This window comes from Halosolutus amylolyticus (assembly GCF_023566055.1).
Lineage (GTDB): Archaea > Halobacteriota > Halobacteria > Halobacteriales > Natrialbaceae > Halosolutus > Halosolutus amylolyticus.
This window is the reverse complement of the sequence record NZ_JALIQP010000003.1, coordinates 302856-324243: the sequence shown is the minus strand read 5'-3', so window position 1 is coordinate 324243 and position 21388 is coordinate 302856. Positions and strand designations below refer to the sequence as shown.

17 protein-coding genes are annotated in these 21388 nt (G+C 64.9%); 5 read left to right on the top strand and 12 right to left on the bottom strand.

Going from position 1 to position 21388, the window contains the following annotated elements; all coding sequences use genetic code 11:
- Positions 1–26: 26 nt before the first annotated feature.
- The 7 genes from MUN73_RS14095 to MUN73_RS14065 all read right to left on the bottom strand — a co-directional run bounded on the left by MUN73_RS14095 (position 27) and on the right by MUN73_RS14065 (position 10289).
- On the bottom strand, positions 27–461 hold the full coding sequence (locus MUN73_RS14095) for a metal-dependent transcriptional regulator (protein ID WP_250141130.1): 435 nt from the start codon (positions 459–461) through the stop codon (positions 27–29).
- Positions 462–570: 109 nt separating this feature from the next.
- The gene (locus tag MUN73_RS14090) at positions 571–1065 is read right to left on the bottom strand and encodes a ferritin family protein (protein WP_250141129.1); all 495 of its coding nucleotides are present in this window, start codon (positions 1063–1065) and stop codon (positions 571–573) included.
- A 165-nt stretch (positions 1066–1230) separates the two neighbouring features.
- A complete protein-coding gene (locus MUN73_RS14085) occupies positions 1231–2259 on the bottom strand; it encodes a hypothetical protein (RefSeq protein WP_250141128.1) in 1029 nt (342 codons plus the stop codon).
- 166 nt (positions 2260–2425) lie between these two features.
- Positions 2426–3691: a Fe-S cluster assembly protein SufD gene (sufD, locus tag MUN73_RS14080; RefSeq protein WP_250141127.1), complete on the bottom strand. Its 1266-nt coding sequence runs from the start codon at positions 3689–3691 to the stop codon at positions 2426–2428.
- 1 nt (position 3692) lies between these two features.
- On the bottom strand, positions 3693–5123 hold the full coding sequence (gene sufB, locus MUN73_RS14075; RefSeq protein ID WP_250141126.1) for a Fe-S cluster assembly protein SufB: 1431 nt from the start codon (positions 5121–5123) through the stop codon (positions 3693–3695).
- Positions 5124–5184: 61 nt separating this feature from the next.
- The gene (locus tag MUN73_RS14070) at positions 5185–6090 is read right to left on the bottom strand and encodes an ABC transporter ATP-binding protein (RefSeq protein ID WP_250141125.1); all 906 of its coding nucleotides are present in this window, start codon (positions 6088–6090) and stop codon (positions 5185–5187) included.
- Positions 6091–6245: 155 nt separating this feature from the next.
- Positions 6246–10289: a DNA polymerase domain-containing protein gene (locus MUN73_RS14065; RefSeq protein WP_250141124.1), complete on the bottom strand. Its 4044-nt coding sequence runs from the start codon at positions 10287–10289 to the stop codon at positions 6246–6248.
- A 138-nt stretch (positions 10290–10427) separates the two neighbouring features.
- Between MUN73_RS14065 and MUN73_RS14060 the strand changes: the two genes are divergently transcribed.
- The 3 genes from MUN73_RS14060 to MUN73_RS14050 all read left to right on the top strand — a co-directional run bounded on the left by MUN73_RS14060 (position 10428) and on the right by MUN73_RS14050 (position 11832).
- Positions 10428–10616 (top strand): DUF7331 family protein, encoded by a 189-nt coding sequence (locus MUN73_RS14060; protein WP_250141123.1) that lies wholly within the window; start codon positions 10428–10430, stop codon positions 10614–10616.
- 105 nt (positions 10617–10721) lie between these two features.
- A complete protein-coding gene (locus MUN73_RS14055; RefSeq protein WP_250141122.1) occupies positions 10722–11297 on the top strand; it encodes a DUF7322 domain-containing protein in 576 nt (191 codons plus the stop codon).
- A 76-nt stretch (positions 11298–11373) separates the two neighbouring features.
- The gene (locus MUN73_RS14050; RefSeq protein ID WP_250141121.1) at positions 11374–11832 is read left to right on the top strand and encodes a DUF7346 family protein; all 459 of its coding nucleotides are present in this window, start codon (positions 11374–11376) and stop codon (positions 11830–11832) included.
- Here the strand turns inward: MUN73_RS14050 and rad50 are convergent.
- The 4 genes from rad50 to MUN73_RS14030 all read right to left on the bottom strand — a co-directional run bounded on the left by rad50 (position 11829) and on the right by MUN73_RS14030 (position 18627).
- On the bottom strand, positions 11829–14507 hold the full coding sequence (gene rad50, locus MUN73_RS14045; RefSeq protein WP_250141120.1) for a DNA double-strand break repair ATPase Rad50: 2679 nt from the start codon (positions 14505–14507) through the stop codon (positions 11829–11831). The genes MUN73_RS14050 and rad50 overlap by 4 nt on opposite strands.
- Positions 14504–15841: a DNA double-strand break repair protein Mre11 gene (mre11, locus tag MUN73_RS14040; protein ID WP_250141119.1), complete on the bottom strand. Its 1338-nt coding sequence runs from the start codon at positions 15839–15841 to the stop codon at positions 14504–14506. The genes rad50 and mre11 overlap by 4 nt, the downstream gene beginning before the upstream one ends.
- Positions 15842–15949: 108 nt before the next feature.
- The gene (locus MUN73_RS14035; RefSeq protein ID WP_250141118.1) at positions 15950–18055 is read right to left on the bottom strand and encodes a hypothetical protein; all 2106 of its coding nucleotides are present in this window, start codon (positions 18053–18055) and stop codon (positions 15950–15952) included.
- A gap of 308 nt (positions 18056–18363) precedes the next feature.
- Positions 18364–18627, bottom strand: coding sequence for a MarR family transcriptional regulator (locus tag MUN73_RS14030; RefSeq protein ID WP_250141117.1), 264 nt, complete (start codon positions 18625–18627; stop codon positions 18364–18366).
- 135 nt (positions 18628–18762) lie between these two features.
- On the opposite strand from MUN73_RS14030, the gene pan1 reads away from it, so the two are divergent.
- On the top strand, positions 18763–19980 hold the full coding sequence (gene pan1 / locus MUN73_RS14025) for a proteasome-activating nucleotidase Pan1 (protein ID WP_250141116.1): 1218 nt from the start codon (positions 18763–18765) through the stop codon (positions 19978–19980).
- A gap of 102 nt (positions 19981–20082) precedes the next feature.
- Here pan1 and MUN73_RS14020 read toward each other — a convergent pair whose 3' ends face one another.
- A complete protein-coding gene (locus MUN73_RS14020; RefSeq protein WP_250141115.1) occupies positions 20083–20220 on the bottom strand; it encodes a hypothetical protein in 138 nt (45 codons plus the stop codon).
- Positions 20221–20417: 197 nt separating this feature from the next.
- Between MUN73_RS14020 and MUN73_RS14015 the strand changes: the two genes are divergently transcribed.
- The gene (locus MUN73_RS14015) at positions 20418–21290 is read left to right on the top strand and encodes a putative sodium/potassium/calcium exchanger (RefSeq protein ID WP_250141114.1); all 873 of its coding nucleotides are present in this window, start codon (positions 20418–20420) and stop codon (positions 21288–21290) included.
- Positions 21291–21388 lie beyond the last annotated feature (98 nt).

Sequence of the window (21388 nt, the reverse complement as noted above, 5' to 3'; positions counted from 1 at the left end):
CGGTCGAAAACGAACGCGTCGACGGCTCAATCCGCACAGCCGCCGACTTCGAGTTCCAGCCGTTCACAGCAGTCCCGTTCGGGGTCGAAACAGTCGGGACACTCCGGGGGGCGATCGATGATGGTGTCGAGACGCTCGGCGACGGTGTCGTCGATGACGCTCTCGAGGGCGCGGGCCTCCTCCCGGAACTCCTCGACCTCGAGGACGTTCGCGAGGAAGCGCTCGATGATGCAGTAGGTCTGTAGTGCGTCGTGGGCGCGTTCGAGCCCTTCGTCGGTCAGGCTGGCCCCCTTGTACTTCTCGTGGTCGACGAGGCCGCGCCCCTCCAGTTTGCCGATCATCTCGTTGACGCTCGCGGGGCTGACCTCGAGCAGGTCCGCGAGCGTCCCGGTCGAGGCGGGGCCGTCTTCGATGCGCTGGGCGAGATAGATCGCTTTGAGATACTGGTCTGCAGTGTTCATTGCGTCCCTCCATCGGTCGCGAGGTCGCTGTCTGTGGTCGTTGCGCGTCGCTGGTTCCACCGGGGCGAACGCGGGCCGACGGCGTACGTCCGCGAGGTCGTCGCTCCGATCATGCTATATGCTCCATGATCTCGGTCACGTCCTGGACTCCCTCTTTCTCCTCTTCGCGAATGTCCGAGAGCGTCTCGAGGAGTCGATCGCGATCGATCGCGAACGTGGCGTCGGAGGCCTCGATCGCCTCGATCAGGTCGTCGTAGAACTTGTAGGCCGTCTCCTCGTTGGCCAGTTGATCGTAGAGGACGCCGTCGGTGTCCTCCGGCGGGCCGTACTGGGCGTCGACCAGTGCGTTGATCTCCTCGTAGGCGACCGTCTCGGCGTCCAGGTCGTCGATCAGCGCCTCGAGCCGCTCGCGATGCGCCGCCGATTCGTCGGCGGCCTCGGCGAGCAACTCCCGCACCGCCTCGTCGACCGCCTCCCGTTCGTCGTCGGGCAGCGACTCGAGGTGGTGGGCGGCGCGTGACTCGACGACCTCTTCCAGCACGACCCCGATCTGGAGGAGTCGGGCGAGCTGGTGATCGCTCGAGACGCGCTGTCCCAGACTCATAGGTGGCTTTCGGTGGGCATGGTACTTAACTTCCGGCATCCGACGGTCGTCACGATCGCCGTCGTCGCTCGGAGCGCAGTCTTATACGGGTTACTGTACGTCATTTCCGGCGCAACCGCCGCCCGGAATCGCAGTTGCGCCGGTAAATCGTCACAGCGATCCGTATCAGCCGGTGAACCGCCAGACTCGACTTCCGTCGCCGCCCTCGATCGCATCGACTTGCTTGAGCGCGCGCTTCAGACAGGCCCACCAGCTATCGGCCGTCTCGTAGCCCGCGGGGTGGCTCTCGTAGAGCGCGTCCACGAAGTCGGATTTGCGCGCCCGGCCCTCGTCCCGGAGGAACGCGACCGCTCGCCCGGCAACCTCCCGACGGGCCGCGGTCACCTCGTCGTCGTGGCCGGGAACGGATAGCGAGTCGAGGTCGACCACGTCTTCGCCCGGCCGGACGGAGTCGTCGACCAGCGCCGTCGACGAGCGGTACTCGAGCCCCGTTTCGACCGACCGGTTCAGCCGGGAGCGCGTCTTGGCCACCGCGCGCCGCGAGAGTTCGTCCAGCCGATCGAACGCGACCGTCTCGAGGACGTCCGCGTCCTCCGAGACCGGATCCTCCGAGATGCGCACGACGCGTTCCGGTGTGAGTCCGGACGCGTCGGCCCCGGCAGATCCGCCGTTCCCATCGTCGCCGGTCGGTTTCGACTCGCAGCCCGTGGTACCGGTGGCGTCGACGGCGTCCCCGGACCGATCGCGCGAAATCGTGGTTCGCGGAGAGCCCCGGACCTCGATCGACGGGTGACTCTTCGAACGGGTCCACCCGCCGTCGGCGTCCGCTCGCGGTCTCGACTCGTTCGGGCCCGTCGTCTCGTCGTCGTCCTCCGCCGCGGTGTCGGCCGACCGGTCCGCGGGCACGGAGCCGTCGCGATCCAGGTCGGGGGCCGATTCCGGGTCCGAATCGATCGATCGAGCGTTCCGTCCGTCTCGATCGGCCTGCTCCGCGAGACGCGCCTCGAGTTGGGCGATCCGTTCGCGGTACGTCTCGAGGAGCCGTTCCGCTCCGTCGGCTTCCTCGGTAATCGAGGCGCGGTGCTCGACGATCCACTCGACGTACGCGGCACGACTGTCGAACCCGATCAGCCGCCGCTCCATCTCGAGCGCCTCGAACGTCTCCTCGTCGAGTTCGACTGGCAGGGACCGCATCGAGACCCGGTACTACACTGGCACACTAAAAGGGTCGTCAGACGATTTCCTCGCCCGCTTTCTACGGGAGAAAACCCGCGCGATCAGCGCCGGTGCGATCGGGACGGGGTCGCCGAGACGAGCGAGAGCCGATCGCAGAGAGGGGCCGTGACTCGGCGTCGTCGGCTTACTCGCGCTGGCGAAGGCGCGTCTGAATCAGCTCTTCGAGGTCGTCGCGCAGTTCGTCGACCGCGATTTCCTCGAGGACCGGCACGAAGAAGCCCTCGACGAGCATGTTACGGGCCGATCGCGGGTCGATCCCGCGGGAGGTCATGTACAGCAGGTCCTCCTTGTCGATCTGGCCGACCGTCGCGGAGTGGCTGGCCTCGGTGTCGTGGTTGTTGATGATCAGCTTCGGCGAGGCGTCGGCCTCGGACTCGTCGGACAGCATCAGCGTGTTCTCGCGCTGGTAGGAGCTGGTGTCCCACGCGTCCGGCCCGACGTCCTGGACGCCCTCGTAGACCGATCGGGCGACGTCGTCGGTGACGCCGCGCGTGACGAGGTCCGCCGTCGTGTGCTCGGCACGGTGCCAGACCTTCGCGTCGAGGTCGAAGTGCTGGTCCTCGTGGCCGTAGAAGGCCCCGACGATCTGCGTCTCGGAGCTGTCGCCGCTGAGCGTCGTCGAGACGCCGGATTTCGTCAGCTGCGTCCCGAGGTTGACCTCGATCCAGTCGATCGTCGCGTAGGTGTCGGCCTCGCCGCGTTTGAGCGCGAAGTTGTAGGCCTCCTCCGAGAGGTTCTGGAGGCTTCCGTACTGGACCGAACTGTTCTCGCCCGCGACGACCTCGACGATACCGCTGTAGTACTGCTCGTCTCCTGCTCGCGGCTCATCGCCGCTCGCACTGCTCGAGGCGCTACGCGCCTCGCTGTCCTCGCCCGTCGACTGGCGCTCGAGGATCGTGACCGAGGACGACTCCTCGGTGACGACGAGCGTGTAGTTGAACAGCGATCGGGAGTTCTGCTCGGTCCGGATGGTGACGTCCTCGGCGTCGACGCCCTCGGGGACGTAGACGACCGTCCCGGTGCTAAACAGCGCCGTGGAGAGCGCAGTGAGGTAGTTCTCCTGCGGGTCGACGACGCTGCCGAAGTGCTCTCGGACGAGCCCTTCGTGCTCGGCGATCGCCTCGGCCCACGGAAGGACCTCGACGTCGGCGGGACCGACCTGGTCCTTGTCTTCGGCGGCGTTCAGCGGATCGACGAGCGACTCGAAATCCAGCTCGTGGAGGTTCGTCCAGTCGCGACCCGGCGTCCGGATGACGTCGGGCATGTCCAACTCGGAGAGTGCCTCGAGCGCTTCGAGGCGGGTTTCGAGGAGCCACTCGGGCTCGTCCAGTTCGCCGCTGATTTCGCGGACCTGTTCTTCCGTCAGATTGGCGTGTACCTGCGTGCTCATATTATCCGAGGCTACCTTCCATCTCGAGTTCGATGAGGCGGTTGAGTTCGACCGCGTACTCGATCGGCAGTTCCTCCGTGATCGGCTCGATGAAGCCGGCGACGATCATCTTCTTGGCGTCGTCGTCGTCCAGACCGCGGCTCTGGAGGTAGAAGATGTCCTCGTCGCCGATCTTGCCGACGGTCGCCTCGTGGGCGACGTCGACCTTCGACTCCTCGATCTCCATGTACGGCATGGTGTCCGAGGTGGACTCGTTGTCGAACATCAGCGCGTCGCACTCGACGGCGGTCGAGGAGTTCTCGGCGCCGTCGGCGATGTGAACGAGACCGCGGTAGTTGGTGCGGCCGCCGTCCTTGGAGATCGACTTGGACTCGATCGTGGACTTCGTGTTCGGCGCGTTGTGGTAGACCTTCGCGCCGGTGTCGATGTCCTGGCCCTCGCCCGCGAAGGCGATCGTGATGTGGGTGTCGGTCGCGCCGCGACCCTTGAGGATCGAGCACGGGTAGAGCATGGTCGCTTTCGAGCCCATCGAGCCCGAGACCCACTCCATCGTGCCGTTCTCTTCGACGATGGCGCGCTTGGTGTTGAGGTTGAAGGTGTTCTTCGACCAGTTCTGGACCGTGGAGTACTGGACGTGTGCGTCTTCGCCGACGAAGACTTCGACGCCGCCGGAGTGCAGGTTGTGGGTGCCGTACTTCGGCGCGGAACAGCCCTCGATGTAGTGGACTTCCGAGCCTTCCTCGGCGATGATGAGCGTGTGCTCGAACTGCCCCATCCCCTCGGAGTTCATCCGGAAGTAGGCCTGGACGGGCATCTCGACGGTGACGCCCTCGGGGACGTAGACGAACGATCCGCCGGACCAGACGGCCCCGTGCAGCGCCGCGAACTTGTTGTCGCTCGGCGGCACGCAGGTCGTCATGAAGTGTTCCTTGACGAGGTCGGGGTGCTCCTGGACCGCGCGGTCCATGTTCATGAAGATGACGCCCTTCTCCTCCCACTGCTCTTGCATGTTCTGGTAGACGACCTCCGACTCGTACTGGGCACCGACGCCGGAGAGGGCGTTCTTCTCCGCCTCCGGAATGCCGAGCTTGTCGAAGGTGTCCTTGATCTCGTCGGGCAGTTCCGTCCAGTCGTCGACGCCCTCGCGCTTGTCGACGTCCGGGCGGATGTACGGCACGATCTCCTCGACGTCCAGTTCGGAGAGGTCGGGCATGCCGGGCCAGCCCGATGGCATCGGCATGTTCTGGTACTGCTGGAGCGCGCGCAGGCGGCGCTCGAGCATCCAGTCGGGCTCGTCCTTGTCCTCGGAGATCATGCGGATGACTTCCTCGGTCAGCCCCTTGTCGGATTTCACCGCGGCGTTCTGTTCTTTCTTGAACTCGAACCGCGCTTCAGTGTCAGTTTCTTTGAGGTGGTCTTGTTCGGAACTCATGATGTGATTGTGTATATGGTTACGGCTGTAGGGTTATTACCGTTGTTCTAGCCGAATTCGGTTACGCGGTGCCGTAGACCTCTTCGCGGACCCAGTCGTACCCCTTGTCCTCGAGTTCCTCGGCGAGTTCGGGACCGCCGCTCTTGGCGATCTTGCCGTCGAGCATCACGTGGACGTGATCGGGTTCGACGTAGTCGAGGATGCGCTGGTAGTGGGTGATCTGGAGGATCCCGGTGCCCTGCTCGTCGCGAAGGGCGTTGATCCCGTTCGAGACGTCCTGCAGGCGATCGATGTCGAGCCCCGAATCGATCTCGTCGAGGACGGCGACCGAGGGCTCGAGGATGGCGGCCTGCAGCACTTCGTTCTGCTTCTTCTCGCCGCCCGAGAAGCCGGCGTTGAGGTAGCGCTGGGCGAACTTCTCGTCCATGTCCAGCTGTTCCATCTTCTCCTGGAGGATCCCCTGGAACTCGGCGACGCCGATCTCGCCCTCGTCCGCGGGGCCTTCCATCGGCGAGGTCTCGAAGCCTTCGTCTTCTTCTTCCTCCTCGGTTTCCTCGTCCTCGAAGAGTTCCTCGCGCTCTTCGATCTTGGCGTTGAGCGCCGTCCGGAGGAAGTTGGTCATCGTGACGCCCTCGATCTCGGCCGGGTACTGGAAGCCGAGGAAGACGCCGAGCGCCGCGCGCTCGTTGGGCTCGAGATCGAGCAGGTCCCAGGTGCGCTGGTCCTCGTCGATCTCGATGTCGTCGCCGAACTCGCCCTCCTCGAGGTGGATCAGGACGTCGCCCTCGGTGACCTCGTAGGCCGGGTGGCCAGCGATGACCTTCGCGGTCGTCGACTTCCCGGAACCGTTCGGTCCCATGAGGGCGTGGATCTCGCCGGACTCGACCTCCAGATCGACCCCGTCGAGAATCTTCTCGTCGCCCTCCGCTACTTCCGCGTGCAGGTTGCGTAGTTCGAGACGTGCCATAGTACTCTGTCGTGTGAACGGTGGGTCGTATGACTGATAACGGTTTCGTATCCGATTGCATACGGTTTCGATTGGCGAAGATTATTTATTGAAATAGAAACTCCGGCTCGACGCTACCGTCCGCTCGAGCGGGCGCCCGATCGATCCGCGATCGGTTACATGAAATTGTCGAGCCCAGTCTGCTCCTGGCCACTCTTGACTTCCTCCCAGGAGACGTCCAGCGCCTCGAGGATGCGTTCGATCGGTCCCTTCAGCGTCTTCTCGAGCATCTTCTCGTAGTCGACCTCGAACTCGTCGGGGATCTGGTCGTCGTACTCGAAGCAGATGACGTCGGGGTCGCGCTTGAACGCGCCGTAGAGGGGATCGCGCTGGGGATCGAACCCTTCCTCGGCCTCCATCCGGCGGAAGAACGCGGGGTCGATCCGATCGAGGTAGAGTCGCTTGGGCTTGCTCCCGCGCTGGAAGTTGGTCCCGAGTAACAGGTTCGCGTACTTCGCTCCCCGGACCTGCGCCGTGTCGGTGTCGTAATTATCCAGTCGCTTGCCGATGCCGCCGGGAATGCCGATTTCTTCGAGGGAAACCTCGCCCGCGAGCACGTCCTCGATGACCCCGTTGACGTACTCCTTCGCGCCCTCGACGTCGCCCTCCTTGACGATCATCTCGATGACCCGGTGCTGGACCTCCTTGGTGATCGGTGCGATGTCCGATCGCTTGTACTCGAAGCCGGTGATGTCGACGTCGTCGACGTCTTTGCCCTCCTTCCAGACGATGTGGCCGGCGTAGCGTTTCTTCGTGCCCGCCTGGAAGAACCGCCGGTAGAGTTTCTCGAACTCGATCTGGAAGCGGTGTTCGTCGGCGTTCAGGTCTTCGCGGGCGAAGTCGTCGTACCGATCGTTGAGGTACTCCTCGATCTCGAACGACTGCTCGAGCGCCTCGTCTTTCGAGACGTCGGGACCGAGTTCGAGCATGACCGAGTCGGTATTGTGGAGAACGACACCGCCGACCGCGTCGACGAAGTTCTCGTTTTCGGCAACACTGAGGTCGTATACGTACCCGTCGTGCTCTGTTTCGCGAATCACCGGATCGCGGCCGGATCGATAGTAATCACACGTTCGGATCGTATAGCTCCCCTTTTCGCTGCGATACTTCAACGAGTGTTTTCGGTCGCGTTGGGTGAGCAGCGTGGATAGGCCGGCAGCGAGTTCGCGACTCACCGTCTCGTAGTCGAAATTCCGTTCACAGTATTCGTCGGAGTACCGCGGGAACTCACGAGATCCGTCGCCTTCGATGAGAATATTCAGGAAGAGTTCTTGAAGTTCGTCGGAGAGGTGGAAGACGAACGACGGGATCCGTTTTCCGTGGGACGTTTGGCCTGCGAACTCTCGGAAGAACACTGCCGACAGTTCGTTCATCATCTGGAGTTTCTGGGTTAGGTCATTGTACACAATCGCTGGCCCATCGTCCAGTGATGTCGATTCGATAGTCCGTTCGTCACGGCTGTCTGATGCGATTATCGTTGCCGTTGCCCCTTCGAAGAGTCGATCGTAATCCGCCTTGATCTGCCGCAGCCACTTGGGACGTGATTCGGCGATCGACGCGCCAAATTTCGCGTCAGCTGTTTCGACCGTCGACGCACTCCCTTCTGTCACGTACGCTGCCAGCAATCGGACGAGCGCTCTCCCATCCTCGGAGTTGAGGTCGATGTAGCGTTTGATCTTGATCGTCGACTCGATGTCGCCGTGGTGTTGGTGTCCGAACCAAACGTATTCCTCGTCCGCGTGAACGCGTTTCTTCTTCGTCGTAGCGCGTTCCGCCCCGACGCTTCGTCCGTCCTCGTACGTTCGCTCGTATCCAGCCAACGCCTCGTATACGTCGATGGTTTCGACGGGATCTACGTCCGGAAGACCCGGGATACGGAGCGGTTCGTCGACGTCGGCTGGTGCAGCCTCCACGTAGTTCCCATCCTCTTCGACAACGAACGAGTGATCGCGAGTCGTCGTCGATTCCCCGAACTTGTGCTGGAGGGTGACGACCGGCGCATCCGTCTCGTGGCGAATCACCTGTTCGATCGGTTGCCACTCCGACGTTCCCGCGTCAGATAGCGAGAGTGCTTCCCACCCGTCGAGTTCACGTCGTTCCTTCCCGAGAGCGGTAGACGCGACGGGGCCACCGTCGGCAGTGATCAAGACCGCCGAATCAGTCGTCCCAGTCGCCCGGTCGAAAAGCGTTTCGATCGGTGTGATACGAACGTATCCGTCGGGATCGCGGACGACTATCGGCCGATCGCCAGTAACGCTGTCGCCATACGCTACCTGATAGTCGAGTTCGTTTGCGGCAGTCTCCGTAAATTCGATCACCTCGCGCCCAGTAGCTGTGATCGCGGATGCGGCTTCTTTGTCATATAAGCGGAATTGTTCCCAACCCGACACTCCGTAAAGAGAATTCATAATAACCTTCACCGCCCCTTGCTGGCGATCGTACTGTTCGTACTCGGGGGTTCCGGGTTCGTACTCGTTTCGCAGTTCTTTCTTCTCCTCGCGTTCGGCGAGCAGTTCCGTGATCATCTCGCGCATGACGCCGTCGGGTTCCTTGCGGAAGTGGATCCCGCCGGAGTCCATCGGCGCGACGTAGGTCTCTCCGTCGTACTCCTCGGGATCGACCTTCGTCTCGGGCGAGGCGTTGATCGTCGTCATGCACATCGGGTACAGCGACTTCAGGTCGAGCACGGTGACGTTCTCCTTGACGCCCGTGATCGGCTCGAACACCGCGCCGCCCTCGTACTCCTCGCCGGCCTCCTGCTGCCCCTTCGATGGAAGCGCGAACCGGCCGTGGGCCTCGTGGAGGACGTACATGTCGACCGCGTCCCCCGGCGTCGGCGCGTCCTCGAGTTTACACCCGACGAACGATCGCACCTCGTCCCAGAACGGGATGATCTCCTGCTGGCGATCGAGTTCGACGCAGATCTCGACGTCGCGCAGGTTGTACGCGAGCAGTTGCGTCGGGTCGTCCTCCCAGAGGTCGCCGATGTCGCCGGCGTAGCGCTCCTTGCCGACGCCCAGTTCCGCCTCGCCGACGGCGTCCAGCCGGTACGAATCCAGTTCGGAGAAGACCATCCGCTGGTAGCCGTAGAGCAGGTCGAAGACGACCCGCCCCTTGACGTCCGGGCCGCCCCAGTTGCTCCGCCAGACCTCGTCGACCCGCGAGAGCCGATCGATCGAGAGGTCGTACTCGTGGCCGCCCTGGAGTTCCTCGAGTCGATCGAGGAGGTACGGCGCGTCGAAGTCCTCGAAGTTCCACCCGGTGAGGACGTCGGGATCGGTCCGTTCGATGTACTCGATGAACGCCTCGAGCATCGCTTCTTCTTCCTCGAAGCTTCGGATCTCGTGATCGAGCGGTCCCTCGATCGGGTCGTACTCCTCGATGGCGTCCGGAATCGCCCCGTCGCCGATCGGGGCCTCGTAGAGCCACATGACGTACTCGTCGCGGTAGGAGTCGTGGCTGGTGAGACAGACGATCGGCTCCTCGCCGTCCTCCGGGAACCCCGATCGGTCGTCGACCTCGATGTCGAACGTCTGGACGCGGGGCTGGGCGTCGACGGCCGTGGCCTCGACTTCCTCGTGGGGGACGACGAGGGAGTCGTCCTCCGCGCGACGTTCCGGCACGCGAATGCCGCTGCGGACGTCCTTGTCGATGAGGAACCGGTTCGGGAAGAGGATGTCCGCCTCGTAGTGCTCGAAGTCGTCGCGCACCTGCCCGACGTCCCGGGGCGTCTGGCCGAAGATCTTGGTCAGTTTCTCCCCGCGGATGCTCTCGTATGGCTCGCCGTTCCTGTCGACCTCGCGGCTGCCCGTGAGTCGATCGTACTCCTCCTCCGGCGGCCGATCGAGCGTCTCCGTCGGCGCGTAGAAGTACGGCCGGAAGCCGACGACCTGGACGTGTTCCAGTTCCCCGCCGGGGGTCCGTCCGAAGACGTGCATGATCGGCCGTTCTTCGTCCCCGTAGCCGGCGACCGTGTAATCTACCTGCATGACCGCGAGTTCGAGATCGCCGTCCGGTTCCGGGAGGGTCTCCTCGACGACGTCGATCACGTCCGCGGCGTCGGTTCCGCCGTTGCCGGCGACGGCAACTGCCTCTTCGTCCGGCCGGTCGTCGGACGCCTCCGCAAACTCCGCGAGTCCGGCCTGGCCCGCCTCAGTCATGGTCCCGAGGTTCGAAGTCGGCGAATAAAAACCCCGGCACTCCGGTCCCGCAACCGCGGCTCGCCGACGCCGCAGGTACGACGTGATTTTGTGAGGGCAACAAGACATATAATGTGGTAACACCTAGCATACAATCAGGTGATCGAAGTGTCCACCCGTGTGAACGACGACGAGACGACGGATAGTAGCGAACCACGTGGCGAACTCGAGGGCACCGCGACGATCGAATCCTACGAGACTGAAGACGGGGTGGTCTTCTACGACGCGGAGAACCCGCTTGCCTGGGTGGAAACGTCCCGGACGCTCGCGCTCGACGATATCGCCTGAACGCCCGCCTGTCGGCACGCAGGTCCAGACGTCGGCCCACGGAAGCAGGCCACCAGGTCGACCCGAACGCGAACCCTTTTGCGGCCGCTTCTCGTCCGGTTAGCTGTGCTGTTCGATCGGACCGAGCACGAACCGGAGGAGTACGATCCGGAGGAGGAGTTCAGGGATCCCGACAGCGACTCGTTGACCATTCCCGACGTCACCAGAGAGCGTGAGGAGCCGACCGACGAGTCGACGTCGGTACCGATCCCCGAGGTCTCGACCGGCGAGACGGACGTTCCGGGCGAACTCCTCGAGCACTTCTGGGGGCTGGTGCTCGTGCTCAACGCGGCGGTCCTGGTCGCGTCGCTCGGCCTCCTCTTCTTGCTCTTCGAGGGACGGACCACCCGGAGCCTCGCACTGCTCGCCGCTGGCGCGGTCCTGTCCGTGTTCGCGTACCGCCGATACCGGGTCTACGAGGCGTCGGCTATCGGTGACGGACAGTCCGGGACCAGCGAGACCGGGACAGAGGGCGACGACGGGCCGGAACCCGCCGATGGCGCAGCCCCCGACGACGGGCCCGGATCCGACGCCAGCCCCGAATCCGAGACCGGGACGAAACCCGGAGCGTCGGAAGCGGATCGTGGCGATCCGGGGTCTGCCGACACCACGGACGCGGACGACAGCGACGACCCGGGCTGACCTGGAGGTTCCCGGCCGAGCGAAACCTAATTGAACGATCGTCCACGAATGAGTGCTACCGCACGATCGTCCCACCATGAAAACCGTACGCGACGACACCGGGAAGCGGTACCTGCTTCTCAAGCAGTCCGACAGCGCGAGCCTCGTTCGCGATCCGGACACCGGTAACGAATGTTACGTCCAGAACGATCGCCTCGAGTCCGTCGACGAATCCGCGCTCAAGACCGCTGCCCGGACGGTCCCCACGCCAGTTCGGACGCTCCTGACGTCCGTCCACGACGAGAAAACGCTCGGGCTGCTGGTCGAACTCGACGAGCGCGGCCCGCTCGGAATTCGAACGCTCCTCGATCGGTACGACGTCTGTGAGAGCGACCTCCACGGTCGGCTCACGGTGCTCTCGGCTGCCGGGCTCCTCGCGGAGACCGACGTCGCCGGCGAGCGGGGCTACAAACTCACCGAGACGTGCGAGCGCGCCCTCGACGCGATCCGCACCGCGGACGCGGGAGACGCCGCGTCCCCCGAAGACGCCGCCTAGTCGGACGCGAGCAGGGCCGACTCCGTCGGTTCGCCGTGATCGAGCCGTGAGCGATTCGACGTCGCGTCTTTTTCGACCTGGACCAGCGCGTCCGCCGCGCCGACGAGTTCTTCGTCGTGACTGACGACGACGATCTGTTCGACGCCCAGATCCCGCATCGATTCGACCAGCGAGACGAGCTGCGTGACGTGTCCGGAGTCGAGGAAGACGGTCGGCTCGTCCAGGATGAGCGGCGGCATCGGGGCCGTCCCCTCGACGCCTTCGGCGAGCAAGCGATAGATCGCACACCGCAGACTCAGGTTGAACAGCGCCCGTTCGCCGCCCGACAGCTGTTCCGGTTCGAGGGGTTCGCCGTCCTTCTGGTAGACCGTCAGCCGGTAGTCGCCGTCCAGGTCGATCCCCGCGTAGGAGTCGTTCTGGTAGACGAGATCGAACGTCTCGTTCAACAGCCGTTCGAGCGTCTCGACGTTCTGCTGGCGCAGCTCCGATCGGAGTTCGCCGTACGTTCCCTGGAGCGTCTCGGCCTCCTCGTAGAGCGACTCCAGCTTCGCACACCGTTTTTCGACCGTCTCTAGCTCCTCGCGTCGGGCCTCGAGTTCCTCGATCTCGTTCTCGACCGCACCGATCGCGTTCCCGAGTTCGTCGCGTCGCTCCTCGAGTTCGGCGAGTTTCTCGTCGACCTTCTCGATGTAGTTCGCTGCGTTCTGTCGGTCGGTCCGTGCTTCCTCGACCCGGTCCTCGTCGAACTCCGACTCGAGGTCGCGCTTGCGCTCGCGTTTCGCCGAGAGGGTCTCCCGGCGCTCGTCGTTCATCGTCTCCCAGTCCGATCGGCGGTCCCGCAGGGACTCGATCCGGGTCGCGAGGTCGGCCCGCTCGCCGTCGATCTCGGCGATCCGTTCGAGCGTCTCCAGCGTCGCTTTGAGCGCCCCGCGCTCGGTGTTGATCTCGCCGAGTTCCTCCCGCGCGGCGGCGACGTCGTCCTCGAGGTCGTCCGCTTCGGCGCGTTTCGTCTCGGCCTCGCGCTCGTATTCCGCGGCCGACTCGCGCAGTTGATCGCACTTCTCACGGCGCTCCGCGACCGTCTCGCGTTTCTCCGAGAGCAGTCGGTCGACGTCGTCGCGCTTCGTCTCGAGTCGCTCGACCTCCCGTTCGGCCTCGCGCAACGCCTCGGCGCGATCGAGTCGCTCGTCGATGTCGTCGCGTTCGGCCTCGAGTTCCGCACGCCGCTCTTCGAGCGTCGCGAGTTCCTCGCGTTTCTCGTCCAGCACGTCGACGTGTGGCGAGTCCGCGACCGGCTGACCGCAGGTGGGACAGTTCCCCTCCTCGAGCAGCGCTTCGGCCTCCTCGATCGCGTTCTCGGCGGCCCTGACGTCGGCCGTCACGTCGCCGGTCTCGTCGGTCACCCCCTCGCGTTCGCGCTCGAGTTCCGCGACGTGATCGGCCGCCTCGCCGAACGCGATCGGCGCGTCCTCGAATTTCTCGCGCGCCGAGTCGATCGCCTCGTCGAGTTCTTCCAGTTTCTCCTCCCGATCGGCGATCGTCGCCTCGTCGTCGTCGAGTTGGCTCTCGAGCGCGTCCGCCTCCTCGCGGGCCTCGTCGGCCTGCGAGTCGAGGTCCGCAGCCTCCTCGCGAAGCCGCTCGACGGTCCCGCTTTTCTCGGTGATCGTCACCCGGACGTCCTCGAGGTCGTCCCGGAGGTCGTCGTCCCGCGCCTCGAGGTCGTCGATCCGGCTCTCGACCGCCTCCTCGCCCGTCTCGTCGAGGTCGAGTTCGGCCAGCAGTTCGTCGCGCTCGGCTTCGAGTTCCTCCCGCCGGTCCTGGAGGTCCCGAATCTCGGCGCTGGCCTCCTCGCGTTCGCTCTCGGTCTCGGAAATCTTCGATCGGAGCGCCTCGATTTCCTCGTCGAGCGTCTCGATCTCCTCGCGCGTCTCCTCGTGGCGCTCGAGGACGTCCGTCGCGGCTTCGAGCGTCGACTCGGCCTGCTCGCGCTGGCGCTCGTAGTGGTCGATCTCGTCGATCGTCTCCTGGCGTCGGGACTCCAGTCCGTTCAGCCGCTCGTGGAGGTCCTTCGCTTCCTTCTGTTCGATCTGCTCCTCGAGGTTCTTCAGTTCGCCACGGACCTCGCGAAGCACGTCGTCGACGCCCAGTCGGGCGTCGCTCGCCCGTTCGCGATACTCCTCGAGCGCGCCGAGCTGGAGCAGGTCGTCGATCATGTCCTGGCGATCGCTCGGCGAGGCGTGGATGAGCTTGTTCACCTCGCCCTGCCGGACGTACGCGCAGTTGACGAACGCGTCGGCGTCCATCCGCAGGAGTCTGGTGACCTCTCCGCGGACGTCGCGTGCTCCCTCGATCGTCTCCGACGGCGTCTCGAGGACGCACTTCGTCGTCACCGCGCGGTCGCCGCGCAGTTTGAGGTGGCGTTCGACGTTGTAGGAACGCCCGTCGTGGGTGAAGTGGAGTTCGACCTCCGCCTCCTCCTCGCCGATCGTGACGACGTCGTCGAGCGTGCGATCGTCGAGGGCCTTCGAGCCGTAGAGGGCGAAGAACACGGCCTCGAGCAGCGTCGACTTCCCGCTCCCGTTGACGCCGTGGACGACGGTGACGCCCCGATCGAGCGAGAGGTCGGCCTCGCCGTAGCACTTGAAGTTCCGGAGCCGGACGCGGTCGACCCTCACGCGAAATCACCCAGCGAGGCGGTGTCGGCGTCGGCGGGTTCGTCGTCCGCTTTCGCGTCTCCGGACGGCTCGCTCTCGACCGCCGTGTCGTCGCCCGTCTCGGCGGAACCGTCGGTGGTCGTCGGTTCGCCGCCGTCCTCCGCGATTGCGTCGGCGACCGTCGTCGCCTCGTCCGACGCGTCGTCCGCGTCGGTCTCGTGATCGCCGTCGGCGGCGGGGTCGAACGCCGCTTCGTCGTCCTCGAGCAGGTCACGGACCCGCCGCTCGACCGTCTCGCGGACGTTCGAGTCCGGCAGGTCGTCGTTCCGAACGGTCTCGTCGATGTCGCGGGCGGCGTCGCTCAGCCCCAGGTCCCGAACCCGCTCGCGAACTGCCGCGTCGGGATCGGCGAAACTCACCGACACCTCGCCCGCGTCGTCGGGGAGGTCCCGGCGATCGTTCACCCGGGCGACGAGCGCGCCCCGATCGAGGGCGAACTCCTCGACCGTCGCGGGCGTGATCGGATCGCCTTCGCCCTCGATCGTCACGATGACGACCGCGTCTTCCAGGTCGTGTTGGCGGACGCGCTCCTGGACGCGATCGATCCCCTCGTCCCCGGCGAGTTCGAGGTCGACGAAGACGAACTCGCGGGTGGCGTCGAGCCCGCGGCGGCGGATCGAGACCTCGTCGTCGAATTCGACGAGGTTGTAGCCGCGGGCCTCGCGTTCGCTCGCGCTCGCGCGCTCGGTCGAGCCGCAGTAGGTGACCCACGCGTCCCGTACCTCGGCGGTGCCGGGTTCGTGGTTGTCCCCGAGCAGAACGGCGTCGAAGTCGACCGTCGACTCCGCGAGGAGTCGATCGGTGTCCCAGTCGGCGTGGGCGAACGGTTCGAACAGGCCGTGGCTCACGAGGGCGGCGTGATCGGCCTCGTCCGGTACCGGTTCGAATCCGTACTCGAGGTCGTCCCGGCGCGATCGGGGGACGAAGTCCAGTCCGTATAGTGCCACGTCGTCGATCACGTGGGGGCTCGCGTCGAGTCGCGTTGCGAGTCCGAGATCGGCGAAGAGATCGAGCCACTGGGCGTCGCGTTTGCCCTCGTGGTTGCCGACGACGGCGAGAAACGGGACGTCGGCGTCGGCGAGCGTTCGGAGGATCTCGACGGTCCCCTGCAGATCGATCAGACTCGGTCGACGATCGTGAAACAGGTCCCCGGCGTGGATCACCGCGTCGACGTCCTCGGCGACCGCGTCGTCGACGACCTGTCGAAACGCCTCGAGAAAGTCCCGACGGCGATCGGGCGAGTTGTACTGCTGGTACCCGATGTGGGTATCGCCCGTGTGTATCACCCGCGTCATTGGACCGTGGTTCGAGTGCCTCTCCTAAAGGGATTCCGTGACCGGAGTGAAAGTTACTTCGACCGGACGGCGACATCCCGACGACCGAGCCGAGGGCCGAACGTCGGATTACAGTTTTTCGGCGGCCCGGGCCTGTTCCGTGCGCCGATCGGCCTGTGCCAGTCTGTTTCGGGTCGCCTTCGAGAGCGATCGCGGGAGGTCGTCGCTCGCCTCCGCGAGGCGCTCTTCGACCCGTCGGAGTCGTTCGGTGACGGTCTCGAGCCGTCGGTCGGTATTCGCTCGGTCGCCGCCGCGTGCCCCTTCGGCGGCTGCCCGCGCGGCCTCGGCAACGGCGGCGAGGGCGCGCTCGAGACCCGCGACGGCGTTCGACGCCCCGTCGTCTCCGTCCCCATCGTCGTCATCCCCTTCGTCGGCGTCATCGTCGTCGCCGGCCGCTGCGATCGCAGTCCGCGTCTCGTCGGCGATGTCCGCCACGAACGCGGCAAGCGGGGCTTTGCCGGTCTCGGGACGCTCGATGCGGACGGGTGTCTCGGCCTCGGGGGACGGGTTGATCCGGTAGGCGCCGACGGCGTCGTCGCTGTCCCGAACCTCGGTCGTGTAGGCCCCGCCCGTGTGGACGTATATCGCGTCGTTACCGTCGACCGGCGACTCGTACAGTCGCCCGGCGAAGTCGTCTTCGACGGCTACCGTCGAAAGGTCGCTCGACGCGTTCTCGCCCAGCACTTCCAGCTTAGTTGCCTCCTCGCGGTCGACCAGTGGAATCTCGCCGTCGACGCCGGCCGCCGTCGGCGTCCCGTCGTCCGGGACGCTGAGACGTTCGCTGTGTGGCGCTCGACCGGCACCGTTGACCGTCAGTCGATGGTCGCCGGCCGGGACGTCCTGGAGGACCGCGACGCCGCCGAACGTCGGGACGGCTTCCGGATCGCTCTCGAGCAAGACGACCGACTCGAGGGTCGTTTCCGTCGTGGTCAGCCCTTCGTTCTCCGGCGCGTCGTCGTCGGTGATCGTCTCCGTGAGACGGGCGAACACGGTATTGATCGGTGCCGCGTCGCCGATGGCGTCGTAGCGGTCGGCCAGCGCCATCCGGTGGTTCGGAACGGAGATATCCGCCGCCGGATTCTCGTACCGGGGCTGACCCCACGGCGTCCCGGTCGTCGTGATGTGGCCCGCGATGGCGTCCTCGATCACGCCCGGAACGGCGAACTCGAAGCTCAACTGCGGGCCGGTGAACGACGAGATGTGCTCGAGTTCGTCGCTCGGGACGAGTTCGTACGCGACGTCGATATCGGCGTCGCCCCGTCGTTCGCGGTGCCCGAAGACGAGCCCCGTCTCGCGCGTCGGCAGTTTCGTCGGCGGCGACGTCACTGCGTCGTAGGATCGGACGGTCAGTGCGTCGTCGACCAGCGACTCGCGGGTGACGGAGGGTAACCGCTCGTGGTCGTATATCGGACCGCCGTCGTACTCCGGAACGACGTAGGGGAGCCGTGATCCCTCGTCTCGCGGCAGTCCGTACGCGAGCGGGAGTTCGATATCCGCGAGGTCCTCGACGCCTTCAAGCGCCGTGTTCGTGATGTCCGCCAGCAGATCGTCGATGGTGACGCGCTGGAAGCGATCGGGGACGTCGTTAACCGAGAGCGCACTCGAATGGGAGCCGAGTTCCGAGAGGATGCGGGGAACCAGCTCCGGGTCCGGGTCCAGAAACTCGTTGTTCGGGACCGTCCGGGAGTGAGAACTGGCGACGTACAGTTGTGGGTCGCCGGTTTCGGTGTCGACGAAGACGTGGAGCACCTCCCAGTCGTGCCAGTGGAAGTTGGTCGTGAACTGGTCGAACACGGAGTAGAACCAGAACTGGATCACGGCGAGTGGCGCCCTCTCGTACTCGACCGCGTGGTAGAACACCGCCGGGTTCGGCGGGTCCCCTTCGCCGTACTGCTCGTGGTAGCCGTCGAGGGCGTCGAATCCGGTGACGATCGTCTCGTCGTCGCGTTCGCTGGCGTAGGGCCGCGGGTCCGTCGGAAACCACCGCTCGTAAACGTCGAAGTACAGCGTCGGGGCGAACCGCGTCGCCAACTCTCGAGCCGCGTCGTCGTCTAGCCGACTCGTCTCACCGTCAGCGTCGCGGTCGAACGCCGAACAACCGGCCAGCGTGGCGCCACCGACGCCGGCGAGTGCACCGAGGACGGTCCGGCGATCGATTCTCGAGTCCTCGCTCACGAGAGATCACGACCAGTCCGGGAGAGCGCCGTCGAAACGCGCACGATCGTTTTCGTGCTGGACATACCCCGGATAGCGAACGGGTGCGCAATGAACTTTCTGTACCCGCCGTACCGTCCGGTGTTCGCCCGAATACGGCGACCTCGATTACGTACTGGGCTTGTCCTCGCGACGAGAACCGGCCGCGTCGGCTCCGCGGATTCGGTCACTCGGCGGTCGCGTCGGTACCCGTCGATCCGAATAAAAAACCGAGGGAGAAGATCGACCGTCGACGCTTCGAGATCCGCGTCGCCGCGACAGACAGCCGATTACGCCTCGATGTCGAGGCTGTAGAGGCGCTTGCGGGCGTCGGAGAACGAGAACCGGGAGTCGACGACGTTCTGCTCGTCGAGGCGGTTGAGCGCGTACCGGACCGTCCGGGCCGGCAGCAGCGTCTCGTCGGCGATCTGTTGCTGGGTCATCGTGTCGTTGTACTCGAGCACCTTCGCGACGAGTTTGGCGCTCGGTGGGAGATCGCGCACGTCGTCCCACGTTCCCCGCTGGCTGGTCTCTTGCTGTACTGATGCACTCATCGTATCACCACATACCGAATACGGAGTGATAATATTTTCTGTTTCATTTTATTCATCAGAGTTATCATTCTTATCAGTCCTACCCCGGTACACCGACCCGAAGCCTCTTATGAACCAACACCCAAACCACGGGTGATGAGTGACACTGTGGACGACGTCGACCTCCCATACGACGAGGACGAGGCGTCCCAACAGGAGAAAATCCAGGCGCTCGAGGAACGGCTGGAGATCCTCGAGACCCAAAACGAGGAGATGCGCGACAAACTCCTCGACGCGAACGCCGAGAACAACAAGTACCAGCAGAAACTCGAGCGACTGACCCACGAGAACAAGAAGCTCAAGCAGTCGCCGCTGTTCGTCGCCACCGTCCAGGAGATGACGGACGAGGGCGTCATCATCAAACAGCACGGAAACAACCAGGAAGCGCTGACGGAAGTCACCGAGGAGATGCGAGAGGACCTCGAACCCGACGCACGCGTCGCGGTCAACAACTCCCTCTCTATCGTCAAGAGTCTCTCCAGCGAGACCGACGTGCGTGCCCGCGTGATGGAAGTCACCGAGAGTCCCGACGTCAGCTACGCGGACATCGGTGGCCTCGAAGAACAGATGCAGGAGGTCCGCGAGACCGTCGAGATGCCCCTCGAGAAGCCCGACATGTTCGAGGACGTCGGCATCGATCCGCCGAGCGGCGTCCTGCTCCACGGCCCGCCGGGCACCGGGAAGACGATGCTCGCGAAAGCCGTCGCCAACCAGACCGACGCCACCTTCATCAAGATGGCCGGGTCGGAACTGGTCCACAAGTTCATCGGCGAGGGCGCGAAACTGGTCCGCGACCTGTTCGAGGTCGCCCGCGAACACGAACCCGCCGTCATCTTCATCGACGAGATCGACGCGATCGCGGCCAAGCGGACCGAATCGAAGACCTCCGGCGACGCCGAGGTCCAGCGGACGATGATGCAACTGCTCTCGGAGATGGACGGCTTCGAGGACCGCGGCGAGATCCGCATCATCGCCGCCACCAACCGCTTCGACATGCTCGATCGCGCCATCCTCCGCCCCGGCCGCTTCGATCGCCTCATCGAGGTGCCCAAGCCGAACCAGGAGGGTCGCGAGATCATCTTCGAGATCCACACGCGCGGCATGAACGTCTCCGACGACGTCGACTTCGCGGAACTGGCCGAAGACGCCGCGGAGGCATCCGGCGCGGACATCAAGGCCGTCTGTACGGAAGCCGGGATGTTCGCCATCCGTGACGATCGGACCGAGATCCGGATGGAGGACTTCCGGAACGCCTGGGAGAAGGTGCAGGCCGACTCCGAGGACACCGAGGACGTCTCGAAGACGTTCGCCTGATCGCAGTCGCTTCGGTTTTCTCGATACCCGTTCTCGACGTCGTCCGATCGAACGCAGTCCCAGGCGGACCGATTCTACCGTCAGAAAAGCGACGCGGGCCGGTTAGAGCGTCGTGAAGATGAGCCACGGGACGACGAACAGGGCGACCGTCAACAGCGCGAGAATCAATAGATAGCCGACGCCTGTTCCTGCCGCAGCGGTCCACGCCGGGTGCTCGAACTCGCTGAGATCGACTGCCATGGGAGTACCGTTCTCCGAACGGAGTATAAACGTACCGGAACGGCCACTGGAAACCAACCCGTTCAGGGTTTTGCGCCGTTTTTGCGGCCCGTCATGCCGTACGAGACGGTGTGCGTTCTCTCGAAACGGACTACCATCGTCCCGTGAACTGGGGTATAAGCCAGCGGTCGTATTCGTGTAGTATGAGTACATGAGCCATGACCGGAGACCGTAGCCGAACGAACGCCCTCGCAGTTGCGCTGGCGGCGATCGTGCTGTGTTCGATCGTCGGAACGGGTCTGGCCGCCGCCGGGGCAGCGAACCCGACGACCGATGCCGCCGATCGACCGCCGATCGATGGAGACGGCACGAACGACGCCGACGCATCGGTAGCCGCCCATGCACAGGACGATACGAACGGCGACGCATCGTTCACCGCCTACGGCCAGGAAGGGACGATCATCCTCGGCGGGGATCGAGAGGTCGTCTTCCCGGAGAGCGACGAGGACGAGCCACAACCCGAGAACGCGCCCGAAAACGTCGAGTGGGAGGACGAGTCGTTCGTCATCGACGCGGACGTCGACCTCGAGGAAGGAACGTGGGAGGCCGACGCCGAGGACGTCGCCATCCCGCTGATCACCTCGTTCAACGTCGACGCGGATCGCGCCGAGGTCCAGATGAGCGCGCCGAACGGGTTCGAGGGAACGATCGATCCCGAAACCGGCGAGATGACCGCCGAGGCGGACTTCGAAATCGAGTCCGAGGTCATCGGTCCGCTCCGTGGCATCGCGCCCGACTCGACCTGCGTGACCGAGACCGAACTCGAGATGACGACCGGGACCAGCGACAACGGACTCGAAGGAACGCCGTTCGAGGTCGACGCAGAGAGCGGAACCGCCACCGCGACGCTCGTCGACGACACCTTCGCAGTCCCCGGGTTCGATACCGTCGACGGCGTGGGTCCCGTCTGTGGCTCCGCGGCCGACGAGTTCGGCCTTCCCGCCGAAGAATCGGGCGACAACGAGTTCGAGATCGAACTCTGGTTCGACCTCGAGGGGTTCGAGGAGTCCCCGGAGAACGGCGACGAATAGTACGGTGCGCGGTCCGTCCGACTCGGGAGGCGTCCGGCGACTCGGCGATCGCGCCGAACGAAGTGTCCGGCCTCTCCCCCGGCATCGAACCGCGAAAA